Here is a 19,902-nt window from a genome sequence, read left to right as displayed (position 1 = left end):
TCCCACCCTGCGCCGCCTCCGCCACGACCCAGACCTGCTCACGGCCATCCTCGGCCTCGAAAACCCGATCTGACCAGCATCAACGACTTTGCGGCACGCCCTGGTCACCATTACGAACTGCTCCAACAACTACGGCCCGTACCAGTTCCCCGAGAAAGTGATTCCGCTGTTCATCACCCGTGCGCTGCTGGGCGAGCCGCTGCCGTTGTATGCCTCGACGAAGAACCGGCGGGAGTGGCTGCACGTCGACGATCACTGCCGCGCGGTGGAGGCTGTGCTGAAACGAGGGCGGATCGGGGAGACCTACCACGTCGGCAGCGGCGTGGAGGCCGACGTGGAGACCGTCGCCAACCTCGTCCTTGCCGAGCTGGGTAAACCGGACACGCTGAAGACGATCGTGCCGGACCGGCCCTCGCACGACCGCAGGTACCTTCTGGACTCGACGAAGCTGCGCGACGAGCTGGGCTGGGTGCCGGCCGTCCCGTTCACGGCGGGAATGCGGTCGACCATCGACTGGTATCGCGACAACGAGTCATGGTGGCGGCCCCTTGTCGGGCGTTCCCCGGTCGTTGAGAGCGCGTGGGCTGCTCCGACTCGGAGAGGCGCCGGAGGGTGGGGTGTGACGGTTGCTCCGGAGCGCCGCGGTCGGGACCGAGGCCGTCTTTGAGCTCGTGGTAGTCGTGCTCAATTCGCCAAGCGCAGAGTCCGCGGTACCTGGCCGAGAGGCCACCGGGTCCACATCGCCGGCCGGCCCGCAGGAAAAGGCGGGAATGCGGACGATCGCCGGCGAGCTGGGCTGTGCCCCGTCGATGATCAGCGTAGAGTTCCGGCGCGGCCGTCACCCGCGGACGACGGTACCGGCTGTTCGCGGCCCAGGCTCCGGGCAGACGTCCGCCGGCCGCGGCCGAAACACGGGAAGGCCACCGACCTGGCCGTTAACACCCGCGAGCGCCTCGACGCCGTCGTCGCTCAACTCGGCAGTCTTGCGTGCGAGGAGTGCCCCCTGGACCCGCCCCGAATTTCATCTGGATGACCGTGGCGCAGTTGGTGGCCTTCGTCCAGCACTGCAGTTACGTCAACGTTCAAGCACGCACCCCTGTTGACCTGCATCAGCGCGCTTCCCGAGCCGGCGGTCGACTCGAAACCCTGCTGACCTCGACCGACTCTCGAGGCGCAGTCGCCACGATGGGGCCACCTCGCCGGCGTCACCGCGACCCGGTGGACTGATTAGGAGCAACGTGATCAGAACCCGTAAGTGGGTCCGCGCGCTGGCCGCGCTGGCCGCCGGTGCCGCCGTCACCGTCGCCGCTACCCCTGCCTCCGCCGCGGACACGCCGGCGCAGACGGCGGTTACCACCGCCAGCACCGTCCCGTACGTCTGCCAGACCAGGATTTCGGGCACGTGGACACCGGTGCTCGACTACAGCCGAGGGTTCAGCGTCACCGCGCCCAAGCAGGTCGCGCCGGGGTCGAAGGTGCGGATCTCGTTCAACCCGGATCCGATCGTGGCCGACGCACGGTTCAACAAGGAGATCCGCCTAGTGCCGGTGACCTACCGACTGCCAGCCGGCGCGCAGTTGCTTGACTACAGCCTCTCCGAGGGAAGCGGCCTCGGTTCCTCTCGTCAGGTGGTGTCGCCGTTGGGTGACGAGATCCAGGTGCTCGCAAGCGGCCCGTTCCACGGGGGGACCGCGTTCGACCTGCCGACGCTGACGGTGACCCTCAAGGCGCCGCAGTCGGGCGTGCTGACAACCGGCCCGGGTGGTGACAGTTTCCTCGACCCGGGCTTCGGCTGGTGGCGCGAGCAGACCACCTCGCTGCAGTGGGATCCCTTCCAATGCTATCCCGACCCGGCCCAGCCGGTGGTGTTCTCCACGACAACGATCAGCTGACAGCTGCTTCGACCCATTTCCGGAGAAGTGTGTATGCTCGCCTATCGGCGTACACACTTCTCCGTTCGTGTTGTGCGTCGACCCGCGCCGTTGATCGCCGACCCACGAGGTTGACACTTCGATGACCCGCGACGAGGACGTCTCCATTCCCCTTGGTCATAAGGAGTTGTCGATCGGCGAAATGGCGCGACGCAGCGGCGTCTCGGTGTCGACACTGCACTTCTACGAGTCCAAGGGCCTGATCAGCGCGCGGCGGACCGCCGGCAACCAGCGCCGGTACGATCGGGAGGTACTGCGTCGTATCGCCTTCGTACGCGCCGCGCAACGGTTCGGTATCCCGCTCAACGAGATCGTCGAGGTGCTGCGGCAACTGCCCGAAGGGCGGACCCCGACACGGCAGGACTGGGCGGTGTTGTCCGAGAACTGGCGGTCCGAGATTGATCGCCGGATGGAGGACCTCCGGCGGCTACGCGAGAATATCACCGACTGCATCGGGTGCGGCTGCCTCTCCATCGCCCGGTGCGCTCTGGTCAATCCCGAGGATGAGTACGGCCGGCGGGGTCCCGGAGCGCACCGGCTGCGCGGAGACACGGATCCGTCCTGACCCCACCGTTCCGGCCGCCGTCGGACGACGGAGAACCGCCGGGCCGAGGGTGTGGCCCGGAGGTTTCGTCATTGCCGTGTGGATCCTCGGGGCAACGTCAGGGTCAGGCCAACCGCGATCGCCATGACCAGCGAGGCGATCAAGAAGATGATGTTGATGCCGCTGGTGAATCCGTCGAGCAGCGGGCGGGCGATACGCTCGTCGATAGTGCCGAGGAACGACGTGTCCTTCAGGTCGCGGCCGGCGGTTCCGTCCCGCAGTTGCTCCAGCGTCGTCCGCGTGACCGGATCGCCCAGCACGGCGGGATCAGAGGCGGCGGCCTGGAAGCCGGGATCAGATCGCTGGGCCCCGTACGCGTCGGCGATCCTGCCCGGCACCAGGGCGAACAGAAGGGAGAACAGGATTGCCACCCCCACCGCACCGCCCATCTGACGGGAGAAGTTGTAGAGGCCACTGGCCACACCTATGTTCTCCGGCGGGACGCTGTTCTGCATCGCGATAAGCACGACCTGCATGAATATTCCCAGGCCGAGACCCATCAGCACGACGACCGCACCAACGAGCCACAGGGACGTGTCGTTGTCGACGAAGGCGATGGCTAGGTAGCTGACCATCATAGTGGCCAGTCCCGCGGCGAGTAGTTCCCGGTACCGGCCGGTGCGCTCGATCAGTGGGCCGCAGAGCCGTGAACCGACGGTTGTCGCCAATGACTGAGGCAGCAGCATCAGGCCGGCGGCGGTGGGAGACATCCCCTTGCCGATCTGCAGGTAGAGCGGCAAGAACGTGAGGCCGGTGAACACCCCCACCCCGCCGAGGAGGTTAACGGTGTTGACCAGGCGGAAGGCCCCGACCCGGAACAGCTTCGGCGGGAGCAGCGCGTCATCGCCTCGCCGGCGCTCCACGGTCACGAAGAGCATGAGCAAGAAAACACCGACGGCGTATGCCACGACGGCGCGGGACGACGCCCATCCCCAGTCCCGGCCGCGCTCGCTGATCAGCAGCAACGGCACGATTCCCGTGACGAGCAGCAGCGAGCCGGCGTAGTCGATGCGCCGCGATCGGCGCGGTGTGGCGGGCGGCTGGAAGTGTGTGCCGACCAGCACCAGCGCAACCAGCCCGATCGGCAGATTGAACAGAAAGATCCACCGCCACCCCGCCAGACCGAACAACGAGTCTACGCCCGCGAAGAAGCCACCGACGACCGGGCCCGAGACGCTGGCGACGCCGAAGATGATGCCGAGGTTGGCTTGATACCGGGCGCGTTGCTCGCGCGGCAGGAGGTCGGCGAACACCGCGAGGGCGAGCGACATGAGGCCGCCCGCGCCGAGTCCCTGCACGCCGCGGTAGAAAGCCAGCTCGTACATGGACTGGGCGATGCCGCACAGGAGCGAACCGACGAGGAAGAGGGAGATCGCGACGAGGTACAGCCGCTTGCGTCCGAAGATGTCGGACAGCTTGCCGTACAGCGGGGTCGAAATGGTGGAGGTGATGAGGTAAGCAGTGGTCGCCCACGCCTGGAGGGTGATGCCGTTCAACTGGTCGGCTATGGTGCGCAGCGCTGATGCCATGATCATGCTGTCGAGCGCCGAGAGGAAGACGCCGATCAGCAGCCCCGAGATGATGCTCAGGATCGTCCGCCGACTGAGTGGCGCGGCGCTCACGGTCTCGACCTGTCCCACCATCGCGGGTTCAGCCCCTTCCATGACGCGCGGAGGGCGGGCGGGATCCGCCGGCCGGCACCGGGGCGGAGGTGTCCGGCAGCGCGCGTTCGGTGACCTTCCTGAGCTCGAAGAAGGCGTCTTCCGCGACCAGCGCCCGGAACGCCTCCCAGAAGCGGAGCGCCCGCTCGCCGACGAGGATCTCGGACAGGACTGGACCGAACTGCCCCGGCGTTCCGTTGACCGACACGGTCGGCACGCCGATCGGCGCACCTGGCCGGTCACCCGTGGGCACCCTGGCCTGCTCCGCGCGCAAGGCGTCGTCCCAGCGCGATTCCGTGGCGGCCCCGGCGAGACCCGCGTCCAGCCCGGCGGCGGTCAGCGCCCCGGCGAAGACCGCACCGAGGGAGCCCAACCGTTTCAGCCACTGGGCACGCCCCTCACGGAATCCCACCCGGATGTCAGTCAGGGCGCCACCATCGTCGTGCAGGCGCTGTCCCAGGGCGGTGTAGAGCGGCCCCACCACGTGCTCGCCGTGAGCTTCCGCGGCCGCCGCGAGCATACGTACCGGCCCCCGAGCCAGTTCCTGCAGCTCGTCGGGGGCGGCTCCGGGCGCGGTGTGGAGCAGCCCCAGGCTCAGCGGGTGCCACCGTACGGTGACCGGCCGGTGCCGTTGCACCTCCACCATCCAGCGTGAGGTGATCCATGAATAGGGGCACAGCGGATCGAACCAGAAGTCGACGTGATCCATGACCGCCAGCGTGCAACCTCCAGCGCGCTTGAGGTCAAGCCGGCGTGCCCCACCCGGCGGCGTTGTCGGCCGACCTTCGAGCGGCGGTCGAGCACGCCGTCCCATCCTCGGCCCCGGCGTCGTTTCGTGGCGGGACATCGCGCCACCGACCAATCCTCCGGAGGTAACCGTGCACAAGCCAGTGGGCTCCACACCGCCGGGCACGGCAGCGCGATGAAGGGCATAATCCTGGCCGGGGGGAACGCCACCCGGTTGCGGCCCGTCACCGCGGTGACCTCGAAACAACTTCTTCCCGTGTACGACAAGCCGATGATCTACTACCCGCTGTCCGTCCTCATGCTGTCCGGCATCCGGGAGATCCTGGTGATCACCACGGGCGAGGACCAACCTCAGTTCCGCCGCCTTCTCGGGGACGGCTCCGACCTGGGCCTGCGTCTGACTTACGCCGCGCAGACGCGCCCGCGTGGCCTGGCCGACGCCTTCCTGCTCGGCGCCGACCACATCGGGGACCAAAGCGTGGCGCTGATTCTCGGCGACAACGTCTTCCACGGCTCGTCGTTCATCCAGAACCTCCAGGCCGCGACTGAGCGGGTGGGCGGGTGCCGGCTGTTCGGCTATCCGGTCAGCGACCCGCACCGGTACGGAATCGCCGAGGTCGACACGGAGGGCCGACTCCTGTCGCTAGAGGAGAAGCCCACCGCGCCGCGGTCCAATCTGGCGGTCACCGGTCTGTACCTCTACGACAACGACGTGGTATCGATCGCTCAACAGGTCCGTCCCTCCCCTCGGGGAGAACTCGAGATCACCGACATCAACCAGGTCTATCTCGACCAGGGCAGGGCGGCGCTGACCGAGCTCGGGCGGGGAACCGCCTGGCTGGACACCGGAACCTTCAGCTCCCTGATGGAAGCCGGCCAGTACATCGAGATCCTTGAGCGGCGGCAGGGCGCTCGGATCGCGTGCATCGAGGAGGTGGCGCTGCGGATGGGATACATCGATGCGGCCGCCTGCCTCCGGCTCGGCAAGGCCATGGAGAATTCGGACTATGGCCGCTACGTCATCGAGGTGGCGACTGGGTCCCGGATCCCGGAGTTGGTCCCGTAAGCGACGATCAGCGGGGCTGTTCGACCGGCCCCGCGCCGGCCGGCCGCCGGTGCACGGCCCGTCGGCCAGGCTCGCGGTCGTCGCCACCGCGACCGCCACCCCGCCCTCGGGGCAGAGCGTCTGGACACACCGCACGCTGGCTGGATATCTGACCCGCCGTGGCCTGCCGATCTCGTCGGCGACCGTCGGGCGGGTCCTGGCCGACGCCGAGGTCCGCCCACACCGGGTCCGGGGCTGGCTCAACCGGGCCAACACCCCCGACACCCCCGACTTCTGGCACCAGGCCGGCGAGGTCTGCCGGCTTTACCTCGACGGGCCCGTCGAGGGCACGCCGCTGCTCTCGGTGGACGAGAAGACCGGGATCCAGACGAAAAGCCGCAAGCACCCCGAGATCCCCGCCCGACTGGGCCGCGACGCGTGCCGTGAGGTCGAGTACGTCCGCCACGGCACCGTCTCGATCGTCGCGGCGATGGACGTGTTTACCGGGCAGGTCCTCGAAGCGCAGATCGTCGACTTCACCTTCACACACAACGAGACCGCCCGGATGGAGACCGGCCCGAACGGGCGATTCCCGGGCGGAGGGTGGAGCCGGCAGGATGACCCGACGAAGGGCGTCGGCTGGAAGGGCCACGCGTGGGACGCACCTACTCGATCACACCGTGAAGGGACGCTTCTCCCTGGCCTCCGCGAGCGCGACCGCCCACCACTCCAGCTGCTTTACCAGGGTCTGCGCGGCCGCGTTGCAGCCGCCTGGGTCCTTTGGCGTGCCGTCGGCGTTGAACTGGCTACGGGCGCCATGAAAGCTGACGGTGTCGCGAAGGCCGACCGCGTGCAGCTCGGCGAAGACCTGGCGCAGGTGCTCCACCGCGCGAAGCCCGCCCGCCTGGCCGCCGTAGGAGATGAAGCCCACCGGCTTCGCCTGCCACTCGGTGAAGTGCCAGTCGATGACGTTCTTGAGTGCGGCGGGGTAACTGTGGTTGTACTCGGGAGTGATCACGACGAAGGCATCGGCCGCGGCCAGCTTCCGGGTGATCTCTGCCAACTCCACGATTCCCGGCCCGCTGGAGGCGCCCAGCTTCTCCGGTAGCGTGATGTCGTCGAGATCGACAACGCTCGTGACGAATGAATCATACGCGGCGACCTGCTTGACGAACCACTGGGCGACCACTGGGGCAAAACGCCCAACCCTGGTGCTTCCGACGATTATGGTGAGATTAATGGAGTTATCGATCACCGGCGTCCTCTCATCGTGTGGACCGAGGTAACCCGCACTCCTAGCCGACGGGGACTATCGCGGCGTACTGCGTTGCCCACGACGAGACGGTGAGGAGTATGCGCATGCGGGCCCTCCCAGTAGGTAGGTGGAGCCCAATGTCGTAGATCGTCGTCGCGTCTCACTTGAGTGGCTTTCCGACCGCCTCGTCACATGGCCGCCGTGGCCTCACGACGTGCGCGCGCCCGCTGCGCCGCGGACAGCCTCGGCGAGGAGGTCCACCTGAGCGGGATCAGCGCTGTTGCCCATGAATAGAAGCTGGTCGCAGCCCGCCTTCTCGAACTGCTCGACCGCGGTGACAATGTCGTCGTGGGTGGTGAGCGCGGCGTCGATGGAGTACCGCACCCATTCGTCGCCGATGAAGGCGTAGTACGGCCCGATGGCGTCCGCGGCGGCCTGCCTCGCGTCGGGGCCGAGTGCGAACATCAGTGACGCGACCAGTTTCGGCGACCCGGTGTGTCCTCCGGCAGCCCACGCCTGTTGGACCTTGGGGACGAAGTCCCGGAACTCCTTCACGGTGCAGTCGCCGATGACCCAGCCGCCTCCGTAGGTGGTGATGCGGCGCAGGGTCGCTTCCGACATACCGCCGAAGAGCAGAGCCGGACCGCCAGGGGTGGCCGGGGGTGGACCGACCTCGCTGTCCGGCTGCCAGAAGGTATGCAGGTCGGCCAGCAGCTCATCCAGCTGCCGCCCGCGCTGCCGGAAGTCCAGCTTGCTCAGTGTGAAGTCCTCTTCGCGGCCGCCGGGTGCCAGGCCGAGATGGAGCCGCCGCGGCCCGGCCAGCCGGTCCACGGTGGCCGCGGACTTGGCGAGCAGTGCGTGGTTGGCGCGTAGCGGCGCCACCAGAATGGTGCTGATCAGCTTGATCCGCTGGGTGACACCGGCCGCGGCGGCCAGTGTCACCAGCGGTTCGGGGGAGGACCAGTTCAACCGATCGCTGACGCTCAGGGCGGAGAACCCCGCGGCCTCCGTTCGTGTCGCCCACTCGATCAACGTGCGTCCGTCAAGGTCTCGTACATGGCCGGGAAGTCCTACGCCGATGTCCATGGGGCTCGTGCCTTTCCTCAGCGCTGCGGTCGGTATCCGAGATTGTCAAACCTCAAGTGGACTTGAGGTCAAGGACGCGGCGCGCGCCTCCCCGGCGAGCTTCAAGCGGGTCTCTAGGCCACGTGTCCATGCTGGCCGGGCCACCAGCAGGGAAGGGGACAGCCGATGCCTGAGCCCGCCGAGCCGAGCACCGGAACCGCCCGGAGCGACGACCTCCGCACGGTGGGTGTGGGACTGCTCGGCTGCGCTGACATCGCGACGCGACGGATTCTGCCGACGTTGGCGGGTATCGCCGGGGCCCGGCTCACCGCGGTCGCGAGCCGCGACCCGGTCAAGGCCGCAGACGTCGCGCGGCGCTACGGCGGTGAGCCGGTGCATGGATATCAGCACCTACTTGATCGCGACGACGTGGCTGCCGTCTATCTGCCGCTGCCTGCCTCCCTGCACGCCACCTGGATCCGGCGGGCGCTGCTCAGTGGCAAGCACGTCCTGGCCGAGAAGCCGTTGACCACCAGCCACGCCGAGACCGCCGAGCTCGTCGACCTCGCGGCCCGCCACCGACTGGTGCTCCAGGAGAACTACATGTTCCCCTGGCACAGTCAGCACACCGCGATCCGCACGCTGCTGGCTGAGGGCACGATCGGCGATCCGCAGTTGTTCACCGCGACGTTCGCCATCCCGCCCCGGCCCGAGGGGGACATCCGGCTGCGCCCCGAGCTCGGCGGCGGGGCGCTGCTCGACACAGCGGGCTACCCGCTGCGGGCCGCTCTCCTGACGCTCGGGCGGGAGCTGACCGTTGCCGGCGCGGCCCTCCGGCAGGACTCCCGGACCGGGGTGGACCTCGGCGGCGGCATCCTGCTGCACCGCACGGACGGCGTGACGGCGCACCTGTCCTTTGGCCTGGCCCACGGCTACGTCTCGCAGCTCGAGGTGATCGGCAGCAGCGGTTCGATCCGGGTGGAGCATGTCTTCACCACTCCGCCCGCACACTGCCCGGTCGTGACGGTCGAGCGAGGTGGCGCCCGGGAGCGCCACTCGCTGGCCCCCGACGACCAGTGCCGGAACGCCTTGACGGCGTTCGTCGCGGCGATTCGCGCGCGTCGCGTCACCAGCCACGGCGACACGCTCGCGCACGCGCTGATCGTCGACCGGGCCCGCGCGATGGCACGCCAGGTCACGGCCGGCTGACGGCAGCACCCGACACCCGGTTCCCTTTCCGACGCCCGGTGGCACCGGGACCGCTAGCGCAGGAGGCACAACGACATGGCTGACGACAAGTCACTGATCCTGGAGCAGGTCCGCAAATACCATCGGGACACTGTCCGGGACGAGTTCATCCCCGGAGTCACGCCCGTACTGTCGTCCGGCGCCGTCCTCGACGAGGGTGACCGCGTCGTCCTCGTCGAGGCGGCTTTGGACATGCGTATCGCCGCCGGGGTCAGCGCGCGACGCTTCGAGCGTGACTTCGCGAGGTACTTCGGGCTGCGCAAGGCTCACCTGACGAACTCCGGGTCCTCAGCGAACCTGCTCGCCGTCAGTGCGCTGACGTCACCCGCCCTGGAGGAGCGGCGGCTGAACCCGGGCGACGAGGTCATCACCGTCGCCGCGGGCTTTCCGACCACAGTGAACCCGATCATCCACAACGGAGCCATACCAGTTTTCGTAGACGTCGACCTCGGCACCTACAACACCACCGTCGACCGGGTCGCGGAGGCGATCGGGCCTCGGACGAAGGCCATCATCATCGCTCACGCGCTCGGGAACCCGTTTCTGGTGGCCGAGATCGCGGACCTCGCCGACCAGCACGAACTTGTGCTGATCGAGGACAACTGCGACGCGGTGGGTACTCGCTACCACGGCCGGCTCACCGGCACCTTCGGCGACATCGCCACGGTCAGCTTCTATCCCGCGCACCACATCACCATGGGCGAGGGCGGCTGTGTGCTGACGAGCAACATGGCGCTGGCTCGCATCGTGGAGTCGCTGCGGGACTGGGGCCGGGACTGCTGGTGCGAGCCGGGCGAGGACAACAAGTGCCTCAAGCGCTTCGACCAGCAGCTTGGCGACCTGCCGCACGGCTACGACCACAAGTACATCTTCTCGCACGTGGGATACAACCTGAAGTCCACCGATCTACAGGCGGCGCTCGGCCTCTCCCAGCTGCGCCGGGTGGACGACTTCGGGGCCGCCCGGCGGCGGAACTGGCAGCGTCTGCGCACGGCGCTCGACGGGCTGCCCGGACTGCTGCTGCCGGAGCCGACGCCCGGCGGCGATCCGAGCTGGTTCGGCTTCGTCATCACCGTGCGGCCGGACGCCGGCTTCACTCGCGCCGGCCTGGTAGCCCACCTGGAGGGGCGGCGCATCGGCACCCGCCGGCTCTTCGGCGGCAACCTCACCCGCCACCCGGCCTACCGGAACAGGCAGTACCGCATCGCGGGGTCGCTCGACAACAGCGACCTCATCACCGAGCACACCTTCTGGATCGGTGTCTATCCCGGCCTGACCGCCGAGATGCTGGACTACGTGGCCGGTTCCATCCGCGAGTTCGTCCTGGCGAACCGCTGACGGGGGTCGGCTGCCCGGTACCCGGATCGGGGTGCCGGGCAGCCGGGGCGGTCAGCGGCCGGACCCCTCCCGCGACACCTCGGCCAGGGCCCGGAGGACGGCATTCTGCCGCCGGTCCCGCTCGTCGGCGAGTTCCTCGTAGGTACGGTCGCCGAAGGCCGCGTCGGCCTGATCCAGGATCGCTCCTACGGTGCCGTCGTCGAGCGCCGGACTGCCCAGCTGCTGCCAGCCACGCTCCAGCCCGGTCCCCAGACTGCCGAGCCAGTGCCGCAGGCCGCCCCGCCCACCGGCGAGGTGGAAGGACCGGAACGGCCCGGTGGTCGCCCAGCGCAGACCGATCGAGGCGGTCACCATCTCGTCGAGTTCGGCCACCGTGACCACGCCCTCACGGACCAGGTGGACGCATTCGCGCAACAAGGCGGCCTGCAACCGGTTGGCGACGAACATCGGCACCGGCTCCCGGATGAGGACTGGGGTCCGGCCCACGGACCGGTAGAAGGCCAGAGCCCGCTCGATCGCGGCCGGATCGGTCTCCGGGCCGCCTACCACCTCGACCAGCGGGACGACGTGCGGAGGATTGAACGGATGCCCGACGAGCGCCCGACCGCGGTCGCCCATGAGGGCGGTGAAGTCGGCCGGCAGCAGCTTCGAGGTGGACGACAGCAGCAGGGCCCCGGGCGCCGCCGCCGCGCCGATGCGGGCGAACAGCTCCTGTTTGATCGACAGGTCGTCAGGCGCGTTCTCCTGAACCACGTCTGCGCCCTCCAGCGCCTTCTCCAAGTCGGTGCCCACCTCGAGGCCTTCGGTCAAGCCCTCTCGCCTCGGCACGCCGTGGGCCAGCCCTGCAGCGAACGCCGCCACGCCGGCCAGGACCTCCGGCCCGGCGTCCGGCCGGCGGCTGATCACCCGAACCGGCAACTCGTACGCGAGAAAGAGCGTGATCCAGCCGACGGCGATGGTGCCTGTGCCGATCACAGCGACTGTCGGCCGATTCTCCTCCGCCATGGTCCCGTGCTCCCTTCGAGACGACGTGGTGTTCCCGCGCGCACAGTGCCGAAAGCGGCTCGGGAGCCGGTCGAACCACGATCGACGAGGCCGCCAGGAATCCGTCGATGAACGCTCGAAGCGGATTCGAGGCCCTCCGGCGAGGCTGCCGGTCGAGGGCCGGCCACCCGGCAGGCACCGCGCACACCCTGCTGGAGGAGAGATGAAGGTCGTCAGCTTCCACGAGTTCGGAGACCCGAGCGTGCTGCGCCCGGCGGAGGCGCCCGAGCCAGTCCCGGGCCGCGGTGAGGTGCTGATCGACATCGAGGCGGTCAGCGTCGGCTTCGCCCAGACCCAGATGCGGCGCGATCTCTTCCCGGCGCCAATGTGGAAGCCGTTCTTCCCGGTCGTGCTCGGCGGCGACGTCGTCGGCCGGGTGGCGGCCACCGGCCCAGGGACCGGCGCAGGGGCCAGCCCACACACCGGCACGGTACGCCTCGGCGACCGGGTGGCTGCTTTCACCCTGCACGGCGGGTACGCGGAGAAGGTGGTGGTTCCCGTGGACACACTGCTACCGGTGCCGGACGGCCTGGACGCTGTGTCGGCGACGGCGCTGCCCGGGACCGGTCCGATCGCCATGGGCACGTTGGATACCGCGCCGGTGCGGCCCGGCGATCGGGTCCTCGTCCAGGCGGCTGCGGGCGGGATCGGGCACCTGAGCGTGCAACTGGCCCGGCTGGCCGGGGCCAGGCAGGTGATCGGCACCGCCGGATCCAACGCCAAACGGGCGTTCGTCGAGTCGCTGGGTGTCGATGTCGTCGTCGACCCCACCGACCCCGGCTGGGTGGACACCGTACGGGAGGCCACCCACGGGGAGGGCGTCGACGTCGTGCTGGACGGTGTGGGTGGCGATCTGCTGCCGGTGGAGGTGGGTCTGCTGGCGCCGTTCGGCCGTCTCGTGTTCTATGGCTCCGCCGGCGGGGGACGGTCAGTCCCGCCGGTGTCGCTGATGACGCTGATCGGCATGCGGTTCGTGACCGGCTTTGCGCTGTCGGCGTGGCGCGAGGCACGGCCGAAGGAGTACCTCGCCAACCATCGACGGCTGGTCGAGCTGCTGGTTGGCGGCGAGTTGCGGCAGCACATCCACACCGTGCTCCCGTTGGCCGAAGCGGCGCGGGCGCACGAGATCATGGAATCCCGGGCCTACACCGGCCGGATCATTCTGACCGTCAGCTGATCACCGGGAGGGCGAGCTGATGACGATGACGTAACCGAGGTGGTCACGCTCCAGCGTGGCGATGTCCGAGATGGATGCCTTGAACTGCTCGGCGAAGGCGGCGCCGCCACGCTCCTCGACGAGATGGTAGTTGTCCGCCACGAGCCGGTCGATGCGCTGTGCCGAGCGGCGCAGGTGCGGCGTCGCGTCCTCGAAGTCTGTGATCTCGAGGTCCACCGCGCGCAGCATGTCGCGGTAGTCGTCGGCCGTGGGTAGGGAGGCGACAGTGAACCCCTCGGTGAGAACCCGCCGCCATCGAGCCGACAGCTCCCCCGACTCGACGTAGTCCGCCAGCACCAGCCGTCCACCGGGAGCCAGCACCCGGTGGATCTCGCGCAGGGCCCCGGGCCGGTCACCCAGGTACATCAGCGACTCGACCGCCCACACCGCGTCGAAGGAACCATCGTCGTACGGCAGTTCCGCCGCGTCGACGAGTTCGAAGCCGACGCGGTCGCCGAGCCCGGCCTCCCGAGCCAGCTTCTTGCCCTGTGCCACCTGCTCGGCGCTGACGTTGATGCCGACGACCTCGGCCCCGGTGGCCGCGGCCAGTCGGATCGTCGGCCGGCCGGTGCCGCACCCGACGTCGAGCACCCGCTGGCCGCCGCCTACCCGGGTCCGTTCGATCAGCACGTCGGTGAGCCGGTCCTTCGGATCGGCGGCCGGATCGACGTCGTCCCAGTAGCCGATGTGCAGGTTGTGGCCCATGAATATCTCGTACAGCCAGCCTCTGTCGTCGTAGAACTCGCCCACTTCTTCCGGGGTCAGCGCCTCCGGTTGCGTCATGTGCCCGCTCCTTCATGGTCTCGGTACCTCGTCGGGCGATGGTCGCAACCCGGCGTTGACGGCAGCTCGAATTGCGGTCGAGCGGACCGGCCGGCGACAGGCGCGTTCCAGCCGGTGTCGAGCGGCGTTCTATCCGCCGCCGCGACGATCGGGCGATGAAGATTCTCTTCGTGGCCGGCGGGTCCTCCGGCGTCATCTTCTCCCTGGTACCGCTGGCACAGACCGCCCGCAACGCGGGGCACCAGGTCGTTATGGCGGGGCCCAAGGACGTCATGCCGACGGTCACCGGCGCCGGTCTGCCGGGGGTGGCGGTGACCTCCCGATCGATGCTGCAGACCCTTGAGGACGAGGACGGCAACCGGCTGCCGATCCCCGCCGATCTGCATGAGCGTTTCATCTTCAACGGCCGGTGCTTCGGCCGGTACGCCACCTGGTGTATGGACGCGCTGCTGGAGTTCGCCCGCGCGTGGCAGCCCGACCTCGTGGTGGGCGGCGTGCTGGCCTTCGCCGCGCCCCTGGTAGCCAGCCACGCCGGGGTGCCGTACGTGAAGCACGCCGTCGACATGGGCGAGCCCCGCACCATCGACCTCGCCGCGGCGGCGGAGCTCGGCCCGCAGCTGGAGCGGCTCGGCCTCTACGACATGCCCCGGCCGGACCTGTTCATCGACATTTGCCCGCCGAGTCTGCGGCCCGCCGACGCGCTCCCGGCCCAGCTGATGCGGTACGTCCCCTACGCCACGCCCCGGGCCACGCAGCCGTGGATGTATACCCGGGGCGATCGGCCACGGGTCCTGCTCACCGCGGGCAGCAGGATCACCCCGGATTTCTACCTCGACGTCCTGACCGGACTGGTCAAGAAGGTGGAGCACCTGGACGTCGAACTGCTGGTCGCCGCGCCGGACGACATGGCCGAGCGCCTCGGCCCGCTGCCGGACAACGTACGCGCCGGTTGGCTGCCACTCGATGTGGTCGCGCCGACCTGCGACGTCGTCATCAGCCACGCCGGCGGAACCACCGTGCTGAGCGCGCTGGCCCACGGCGTGCCGCAGGTGCTGATCCCGTACCTGCCCTATGTCGTGGATTACAGCGAACGACTCACCGCGGCCGGTGTCGCGCGCATGATCGTGCCGGGCGACGACACCGCCGAACACATCACCGCCGTCTGCCGGGAGATCATGTCCGACTCCGGCTACCGGGACCGGGCCGCACGGATCGCCGTGGAGATGGCGGCCATGCCGCTGCCGGCGGAGGTGGCCGGCGTCCTGGAGCAGCGCTACGGCCCGCGGAGCGGTGCCCGGCGGCCAAGCTCGACCAGCGCGACGTCTGACGAAACGGAGGGCCTCCGATGATCAGCCTCTTCCAGCCCCAGGTGGGCGACGACGAACTGAAAGCGGTCAGCGACGTCTTCTCCAGCAGATGGCTCGGTCACGGGTCCCGTACCGAGGCCTTCGAGGCGGCCTTCGCCGCTCATCTCGGCGTACCCGCCGACCGGCTGATTTTTCTCAACTCGGGTACCGCGGGGCTGTTTCTCGGTCTGGAAACGCTGAACCTGGGCCCCGGCGACGAGGTCGTGCTGCCGTCGACGAGCTTCGTCTCCGCCGCCAACGCCATCATGGTGACCGGCGCCCGGCCGGTGTTCTGCGATGTCGACCCCGGCACCCAGAACCCGGGGGTCGAGGATGTGCGCCGGGTCGTCACACCCCGCACCCGGGCAGTCGTCGTGCTGCATTACGGCGGCTATCCGGGCCGGGTCACCGAGATCGCGGAGTACTGCCGCGAAGAGGGTCTCACGCTCCTCGAGGACGCCGCCTGCGCGCCGGCGTCGCGGGTCGGCGGCCGGGCAGTCGGTACCTTCGGTGACCTGGCGATCTGGAGCTTCGACGCGATGAAGGTCATCGTGACCGGCGACGGCGGCATGCTGTACGTGCGCGACGAGGAGCGCGCCAGGCGGGCCCGGCGTCTCGCCTACCACGGGCTCGAACGCTCGAGCGGATTCCGGTACGCGGGCGTCTCGCAGCGCTGGTGGGAACTGGCCGTTCCGGAGATCGGCCGCCGTCTCATCGGCAACGATCTGACCGCGGCGATCGGCGCCGTCCAGTTGGAGCGCCTACCGCAGATGGTGGCGCGGCGCCGTGACATCGTAGAGCGGTACGACCGCGAACTGACCGGTGTCCCTGGCGTACGGCGTCCGCCGGCGCTGCCGTCCGGCCACGAGTCGTCGTACTACTTCTACTGGGTCCGGCTGGATCCGGCGGTGCGCGACGCCGTCGCCCAGGATCTGCTCGCGGCGGGAATCTACACCACCGTCCGGTACACCCCCCTGCACCAGGTGTCGACCTACGGCGCCGGACCCGTCACCCTCCCCGGCGCCGACCGGGCCGGTCGCGAGACGCTCTGCCTGCCGCTGCATCCCGGTCTCGACGACAGCGACGTCAGCCTCGTCGTCGACCGGCTGACCGCCGCCGTCGCCGCGCGTTCATGACCGCCGCCGTCGCCACGCGCCAGCCCAGCGGGAGGAAGCCGTGCGCCTGTTATTCCTGAGCTTTCTCGCCAAGACGCTGCACGAGACCGCCATGGGGCTGGACCTTGCCGACCAGCTCCGCGGGGCCGACGTCGAGAGTTGTTTCCTCATCGACTCGTACAGCGTCGATCAGCTGCGCGAGGCCGGTTATCCGCACCGGGTCGTCCCTCCCGGAGCCGGGGCGGATCTGGTCACCGTCGTCGCCGGCGCGATCGCGGATTGGCGTCCGGACATCCTGGTGCCCAGCGACTTCATGGGCTACTGGACCAGCTGCCACACGACGTACCGGGTGGACCCCTGGTTTGTCGACGCCTTCGATCTGCCGGTCCTTCCGCTGGACTGCTACGACATGGGTCCCGGCCAACGGCAGGTGGAGCTGCTGGGTCGGCTCACGCCGATCGGCGACCGGATCGCGTCCATGCCTCGGCTGCGGCCGGTGCCCTCGGGTCGGCTCACCGGCGCACTCGGGGATCCGGCCGTGCCCTACCGCGCCACGACGACGCTCGAACCGCCGTCCGCCGCCGCCCGGGACCGGGTGCGGCACTCGCTCGGGGTGTCCGGCGGCACCCGGCTCCTGATGATCCCTACCCTTCCCTGGCAGGAGACCATGCTCACCCGCGCCGGGCCGGCCAGCCGGGAACTGGCGGCGCGTATCCCGGAACTGGTGCTGCACTACCTCACCCGGCTGCCGGCCACCACCGAGTTCCTCGTCGCCGGCCCGGACTTCGGAGCCTTCGGCCGCCTTCCGGAGGGCCGGCTGCACCGGCGGCCCCGCTACGGCGCGCGGGAGTACCTCGACCTGCTCGGCGCCGCGGACGCCGTTCTGGCGCTCTCGCTGCCGTCGTTTGCCCTGGAACGGGCGGTGTGGACCGATGTGCCCGGGGTGGCCGTCGTCAACGGTTTCGACTTGGCGGACGACAACGGCGTCGAACGTCTGCACGCTGCGATCGGGGAGCCCAGCCCCGCCGTACGCTCGTGGCTGGACGCCTATCCCGGGCCCCTGCCGTCGTACCAAACCTGGCCGATGCGGTGGAACGATCTCGTCCGGCCGACGTGGAGCGGCAACCCGTTCGCGGCTATGATGGTCCACGAGGAAATCCTCGACGAGGAGTCCGTCAGCACGGCTTTGGATGCCGTGTTGTACGACGAGTCGGTTCGTACGGAGCTCGCCGAAGCGCGGGCCGGATACCGCCGTGCCCTGGCAGCGTTGCCGGCTACCATCGAGGCGTTCCACCAGGTGGCGAGCGTGCACGGCCTCACGTTCTGACCGGTCCGGGAGTACCGCCGGAAGCGGCACCCGAGGGCGGGGCATCGCCCATCGGCGATGCCCCGCCCGGCGGTGGATCGGTCACCGGACGCTGGAGGCCGCTGCGGCACGGTCCAACTCGGCGCGGACCATCTCCGGCGGCTGCATGCCCGAGAACGGCCGGCCGCCGTCGACGACGAGCGTCGGCACGCCGCTCACCCGCAACTCGGCGGCGCGGCGCTGATCGGCGATGACGGCGTCGGCGTAGCGGTCACCGGCGAGCACCGCGCCCGTCTCCTCCTCGGGCAGGCCCACCTCGTGCGCCAACTCCAGCAGGACGAGGTGGTCGGCGACGTTCCGCCCCTCCGCCTGGTAGGCCCGCAGCAGCGCCTCGACGAGCGCATCGGCCCGCTCATGGTCGGCCGCGAAATGGGTCAGCCGATGCGCGTCGAAAGTGTTGACGGGACGCGCTTTGTCGAGGTCGATAGCCAAGCCCAGGTCCGTGCCGAGCTGCTCGATCAGGGCCAGCCGCGCGGGCAGCTGGTCCGGTGCGGTCCATGTGGCCATCGCCTCGGCGGCGGTCGGGCCAGGGATGCGCCCCTCGTCCGGTGACAACTGATAGCTGCGCCACCGCAGTCGAACCTCGTCGCGGCCGGGAAAATCCGTCAGGACCCGCCGCAGCCGGTGCTTACCGATGTAGCACCAGGGGCACAGCACGTCGTAGAAGACCTCGATCAGCACGCCGCTCACCCCCGGAGCAGGACGGCGGTCTTGCCGCGGGCATGGCCGGTGTCGATCCGACGGTGCGCGTCGGCGATCCGGTCCAGTGGGAAGACCTCCGACACGGTCAGCGTCAGTCGCCCGGCGCGGTACAGGTCGGTGATCGCCCGTAGCCGCTGACCCGAGCGCTGGCTGCGCAGGAATCGTACGCCGAGCTCGTCCGCCCGGGCGAAATCCACCAGGGTGCCGATCCGGCTCCGGTCGGCGACCACCTCGAGGCAGGCATCCAGGGCCGCGCCGCCCGCGGCGTCCAGGGCGACGTCGACACCACCGGGTGCCAGGGCTCGCACGCGGTCGACCAGTCCGTCGCCGTAGGTGGTCGGTGTGGCCCCCAGCGAGCGCAGGTAGTCCTGGTTCGCCGGGCCGGCCGTTCCGATCACCGTCGCGCCCGCGGCCAGGGCCAGCTGCACCGCGACCGTTCCGACGCCGCCGGAGGCGCCGTGGATCAGCAGAGTGTCGCCGACGCTGACCTTCAGTTCGTCCAGCGCGGTGTGTGCGGTCTGCGCCGACGCCGACAGGGTGCCCGCCTGCGGCCAGGTCATCCCGGACGGCTTGGAGACGACCTGCTCTGGAGGGACGACGACGTACTCGGCGCAGCTGGCGAGCATGGCCCAGCCGAGCACCTCGTCGCCGATCCGGAAGTCTGTGACGCCGGTGCCGATCTCGTCGACGACACCGGCGAAGTCGTTGCCGACTATCTGCGGGAACCGCAGGGTCTGCCCCGGCGGTGTCCAGCCGGACCGTACCGACGAGTCGTACGCTTGCACGCCCGCCGCCTCGACTCGGACCCGAACCTCTCCCGGCCCAGCTTCGGGTGTGGCAACCTCGACCACCTGTAGCACCTCCGGACCACCGAAGGTGTAGAATGCCGCGGCCCGCATGGATCTCCTCTCCGGATGTTCCGACGCCGGCCCATCAGGGCCGGGGACGTCAGAAACAGCCTGCAATCTCAAGTGCGCTTGAGGTCAAGCAGGTAGTCGTGCTCGACCCGCCGGGACCGGTTGAGTAGCCCCCCGTCCGCGCGGATCAGCACGTCGTGGACAACGCAACTGGGCGCGATCTCGGGCTGGCGCTCACCGGGACGGCTGGTCACCACGAGCACGTAGAAGGTGGACCGCAGGCTCCCGTCCGGGGCCTCGATCAGGTGGATCATGTTGAACCAGTGGCGGCGCTGCACCGGCTCGGTGGCGAAACGCTCCTCGTGGAAAGCCCGCAGCTCGCGTGCGATGCCGTCCCGGGTGTGGGCCGCGGGCCGCCCCGGCGTGTGGCTGAACTCGCCGTCCTCGGTGAAGGTGGCCGCGTACTCGTCGAAGCGGCAGGCATCGAGCGCGTGCATCTGCCGGGCGTAGAACTGCTGGACCTGCGTGTAGACATCGGTGCTGATCGCGGTGGCGGACATTGGCTTCCTCTCCTGATGA

The 19,902-nt window shown here is 69.4% G+C and carries 19 protein-coding genes and 2 pseudogenes; 12 read left to right on the top strand and 9 right to left on the bottom strand.

The window, feature by feature from the left end; all coding sequences use genetic code 11:
• Positions 1-103 precede the first annotated feature (103 nt).
• From AC08OV_RS16070 to soxR, 4 genes and pseudogenes are all read left to right on the top strand, one after another.
• A pseudogene (locus tag AC08OV_RS16070) lies at positions 104-583 on the top strand (dTDP-glucose 4,6-dehydratase); the annotation flags it as partial.
• Positions 584-987: 404 nt separating this feature from the next.
• The gene (locus AC08OV_RS16065; protein ID WP_476613391.1) at positions 988-1,227 is read left to right on the top strand and encodes an NDP-hexose 2,3-dehydratase family protein; all 240 of its coding nucleotides are present in this window, start codon (positions 988-990) and stop codon (positions 1,225-1,227) included.
• Positions 1,228-1,238: 11 nt separating this feature from the next.
• Positions 1,239-1,892 (top strand): hypothetical protein, encoded by a 654-nt coding sequence (locus tag AC08OV_RS16060; protein WP_476613390.1) that lies wholly within the window; start codon positions 1,239-1,241, stop codon positions 1,890-1,892.
• 121 nt (positions 1,893-2,013) lie between these two features.
• The gene (gene soxR, locus AC08OV_RS16055) at positions 2,014-2,496 is read left to right on the top strand and encodes a redox-sensitive transcriptional activator SoxR (RefSeq protein ID WP_476613389.1); all 483 of its coding nucleotides are present in this window, start codon (positions 2,014-2,016) and stop codon (positions 2,494-2,496) included.
• Positions 2,497-2,564: 68 nt separating this feature from the next.
• On the opposite strand, the gene AC08OV_RS16050 is transcribed toward soxR, so the two are convergent.
• Positions 2,565-4,178, bottom strand: coding sequence for an MDR family MFS transporter (locus AC08OV_RS16050; protein ID WP_476619876.1), 1,614 nt, complete (start codon positions 4,176-4,178; stop codon positions 2,565-2,567).
• 7 nt (positions 4,179-4,185) lie between these two features.
• Positions 4,186-4,905, bottom strand: a complete 720-nt coding sequence (locus tag AC08OV_RS16045; protein WP_476613387.1) for a mycothiol-dependent nitroreductase Rv2466c family protein — start codon at positions 4,903-4,905, stop codon at positions 4,186-4,188.
• A gap of 213 nt (positions 4,906-5,118) precedes the next feature.
• Between AC08OV_RS16045 and rfbA the strand changes: the two genes are divergently transcribed.
• The gene (gene rfbA, locus AC08OV_RS16040) at positions 5,119-6,009 is read left to right on the top strand and encodes a glucose-1-phosphate thymidylyltransferase RfbA (protein WP_476613386.1); all 891 of its coding nucleotides are present in this window, start codon (positions 5,119-5,121) and stop codon (positions 6,007-6,009) included.
• Positions 5,903-6,148 (top strand): annotated as a pseudogene (locus AC08OV_RS16035) (hypothetical protein); the annotation flags it as partial. The gene rfbA and the pseudogene AC08OV_RS16035, both read left to right, overlap by 107 nt.
• 513 nt (positions 6,149-6,661) lie before the next feature.
• Here AC08OV_RS16035 and AC08OV_RS16030 read toward each other — a convergent pair.
• The gene (locus AC08OV_RS16030; protein ID WP_476613385.1) at positions 6,662-7,243 is read right to left on the bottom strand and encodes an NADPH-dependent FMN reductase; all 582 of its coding nucleotides are present in this window, start codon (positions 7,241-7,243) and stop codon (positions 6,662-6,664) included.
• A gap of 207 nt (positions 7,244-7,450) precedes the next feature.
• Positions 7,451-8,329, bottom strand: coding sequence for an LLM class flavin-dependent oxidoreductase (locus AC08OV_RS16025; protein ID WP_476613384.1), 879 nt, complete (start codon positions 8,327-8,329; stop codon positions 7,451-7,453).
• Between the two features lie 165 nt (positions 8,330-8,494).
• On the opposite strand from AC08OV_RS16025, the gene AC08OV_RS16020 reads away from it, so the two are divergent.
• Together AC08OV_RS16020 and rfbH are read left to right on the top strand one after the other, a co-directional pair.
• Positions 8,495-9,517: a Gfo/Idh/MocA family protein gene (locus AC08OV_RS16020; protein ID WP_476613383.1), complete on the top strand. Its 1,023-nt coding sequence runs from the start codon at positions 8,495-8,497 to the stop codon at positions 9,515-9,517.
• Positions 9,518-9,592: 75 nt separating this feature from the next.
• Positions 9,593-10,894 (top strand): lipopolysaccharide biosynthesis protein RfbH, encoded by a 1,302-nt coding sequence (rfbH, locus tag AC08OV_RS16015; protein ID WP_476613382.1) that lies wholly within the window; start codon positions 9,593-9,595, stop codon positions 10,892-10,894.
• A 51-nt stretch (positions 10,895-10,945) separates the two neighbouring features.
• Here rfbH and AC08OV_RS16010 read toward each other — a convergent pair whose 3' ends face one another.
• Positions 10,946-11,899 carry a 3-hydroxyacyl-CoA dehydrogenase NAD-binding domain-containing protein gene (locus AC08OV_RS16010; protein ID WP_476613381.1) on the bottom strand — a complete coding sequence of 318 codons (954 nt, stop codon included), beginning with the start codon at positions 11,897-11,899 and terminating at the stop codon, positions 10,946-10,948.
• Positions 11,900-12,101: 202 nt separating this feature from the next.
• Between AC08OV_RS16010 and AC08OV_RS16005 the strand changes: the two genes are divergently transcribed.
• Positions 12,102-13,115 carry a quinone oxidoreductase family protein gene (locus AC08OV_RS16005; RefSeq protein ID WP_476613380.1) on the top strand — a complete coding sequence of 338 codons (1,014 nt, stop codon included), beginning with the start codon at positions 12,102-12,104 and terminating at the stop codon, positions 13,113-13,115.
• On the opposite strand, the gene AC08OV_RS16000 is transcribed toward AC08OV_RS16005, so the two are convergent.
• Entirely contained in the window at positions 13,116-13,937 is an 822-nt protein-coding gene (locus AC08OV_RS16000) for an SAM-dependent methyltransferase (RefSeq protein WP_476613379.1), read from the bottom strand.
• Between the two features lie 155 nt (positions 13,938-14,092).
• Between AC08OV_RS16000 and AC08OV_RS15995 the strand changes: the two genes are divergently transcribed.
• Genes AC08OV_RS15995 through AC08OV_RS15985 form a run of 3 tightly spaced genes read left to right on the top strand, consistent with a single transcriptional unit; the run spans position 14,093 to position 17,725 of the window.
• Positions 14,093-15,286, top strand: a complete 1,194-nt coding sequence (locus AC08OV_RS15995) for a glycosyltransferase (RefSeq protein ID WP_476613378.1) — start codon at positions 14,093-14,095, stop codon at positions 15,284-15,286.
• Positions 15,283-16,419 carry a DegT/DnrJ/EryC1/StrS family aminotransferase gene (locus tag AC08OV_RS15990; RefSeq protein ID WP_476613377.1) on the top strand — a complete coding sequence of 379 codons (1,137 nt, stop codon included), beginning with the start codon at positions 15,283-15,285 and terminating at the stop codon, positions 16,417-16,419. Before AC08OV_RS15995 ends, AC08OV_RS15990 begins: the two co-directional genes overlap by 4 nt.
• A 40-nt stretch (positions 16,420-16,459) precedes the next feature.
• On the top strand, positions 16,460-17,725 hold the full coding sequence (locus AC08OV_RS15985) for a DUF6365 family protein (RefSeq protein WP_476613376.1): 1,266 nt from the start codon (positions 16,460-16,462) through the stop codon (positions 17,723-17,725).
• An 81-nt stretch (positions 17,726-17,806) separates the two neighbouring features.
• On the opposite strand, the gene AC08OV_RS15980 is transcribed toward AC08OV_RS15985, so the two are convergent.
• The 3 genes from AC08OV_RS15980 to AC08OV_RS15970 form a co-directional block, all read right to left on the bottom strand.
• Entirely contained in the window at positions 17,807-18,454 is a 648-nt protein-coding gene (locus tag AC08OV_RS15980; protein ID WP_476619875.1) for a DsbA family oxidoreductase, read from the bottom strand.
• Positions 18,451-19,365 carry an NADP-dependent oxidoreductase gene (locus AC08OV_RS15975; RefSeq protein ID WP_011438472.1) on the bottom strand — a complete coding sequence of 305 codons (915 nt, stop codon included), beginning with the start codon at positions 19,363-19,365 and terminating at the stop codon, positions 18,451-18,453. The genes AC08OV_RS15980 and AC08OV_RS15975 overlap by 4 nt, the downstream gene beginning before the upstream one ends.
• A gap of 68 nt (positions 19,366-19,433) precedes the next feature.
• A partial coding sequence (locus AC08OV_RS15970) for a nuclear transport factor 2 family protein (RefSeq protein ID WP_476619874.1) occupies positions 19,434-19,902 on the bottom strand: 469 nt, incomplete at its 5' end.

It is taken from the genome of Frankia sp. CeTa3Moorea (assembly GCF_978021225.1).
The sequence above is the reverse complement of the archived record's forward strand: the minus strand, read 5'-3'. Positions and strand labels throughout refer to the sequence as shown.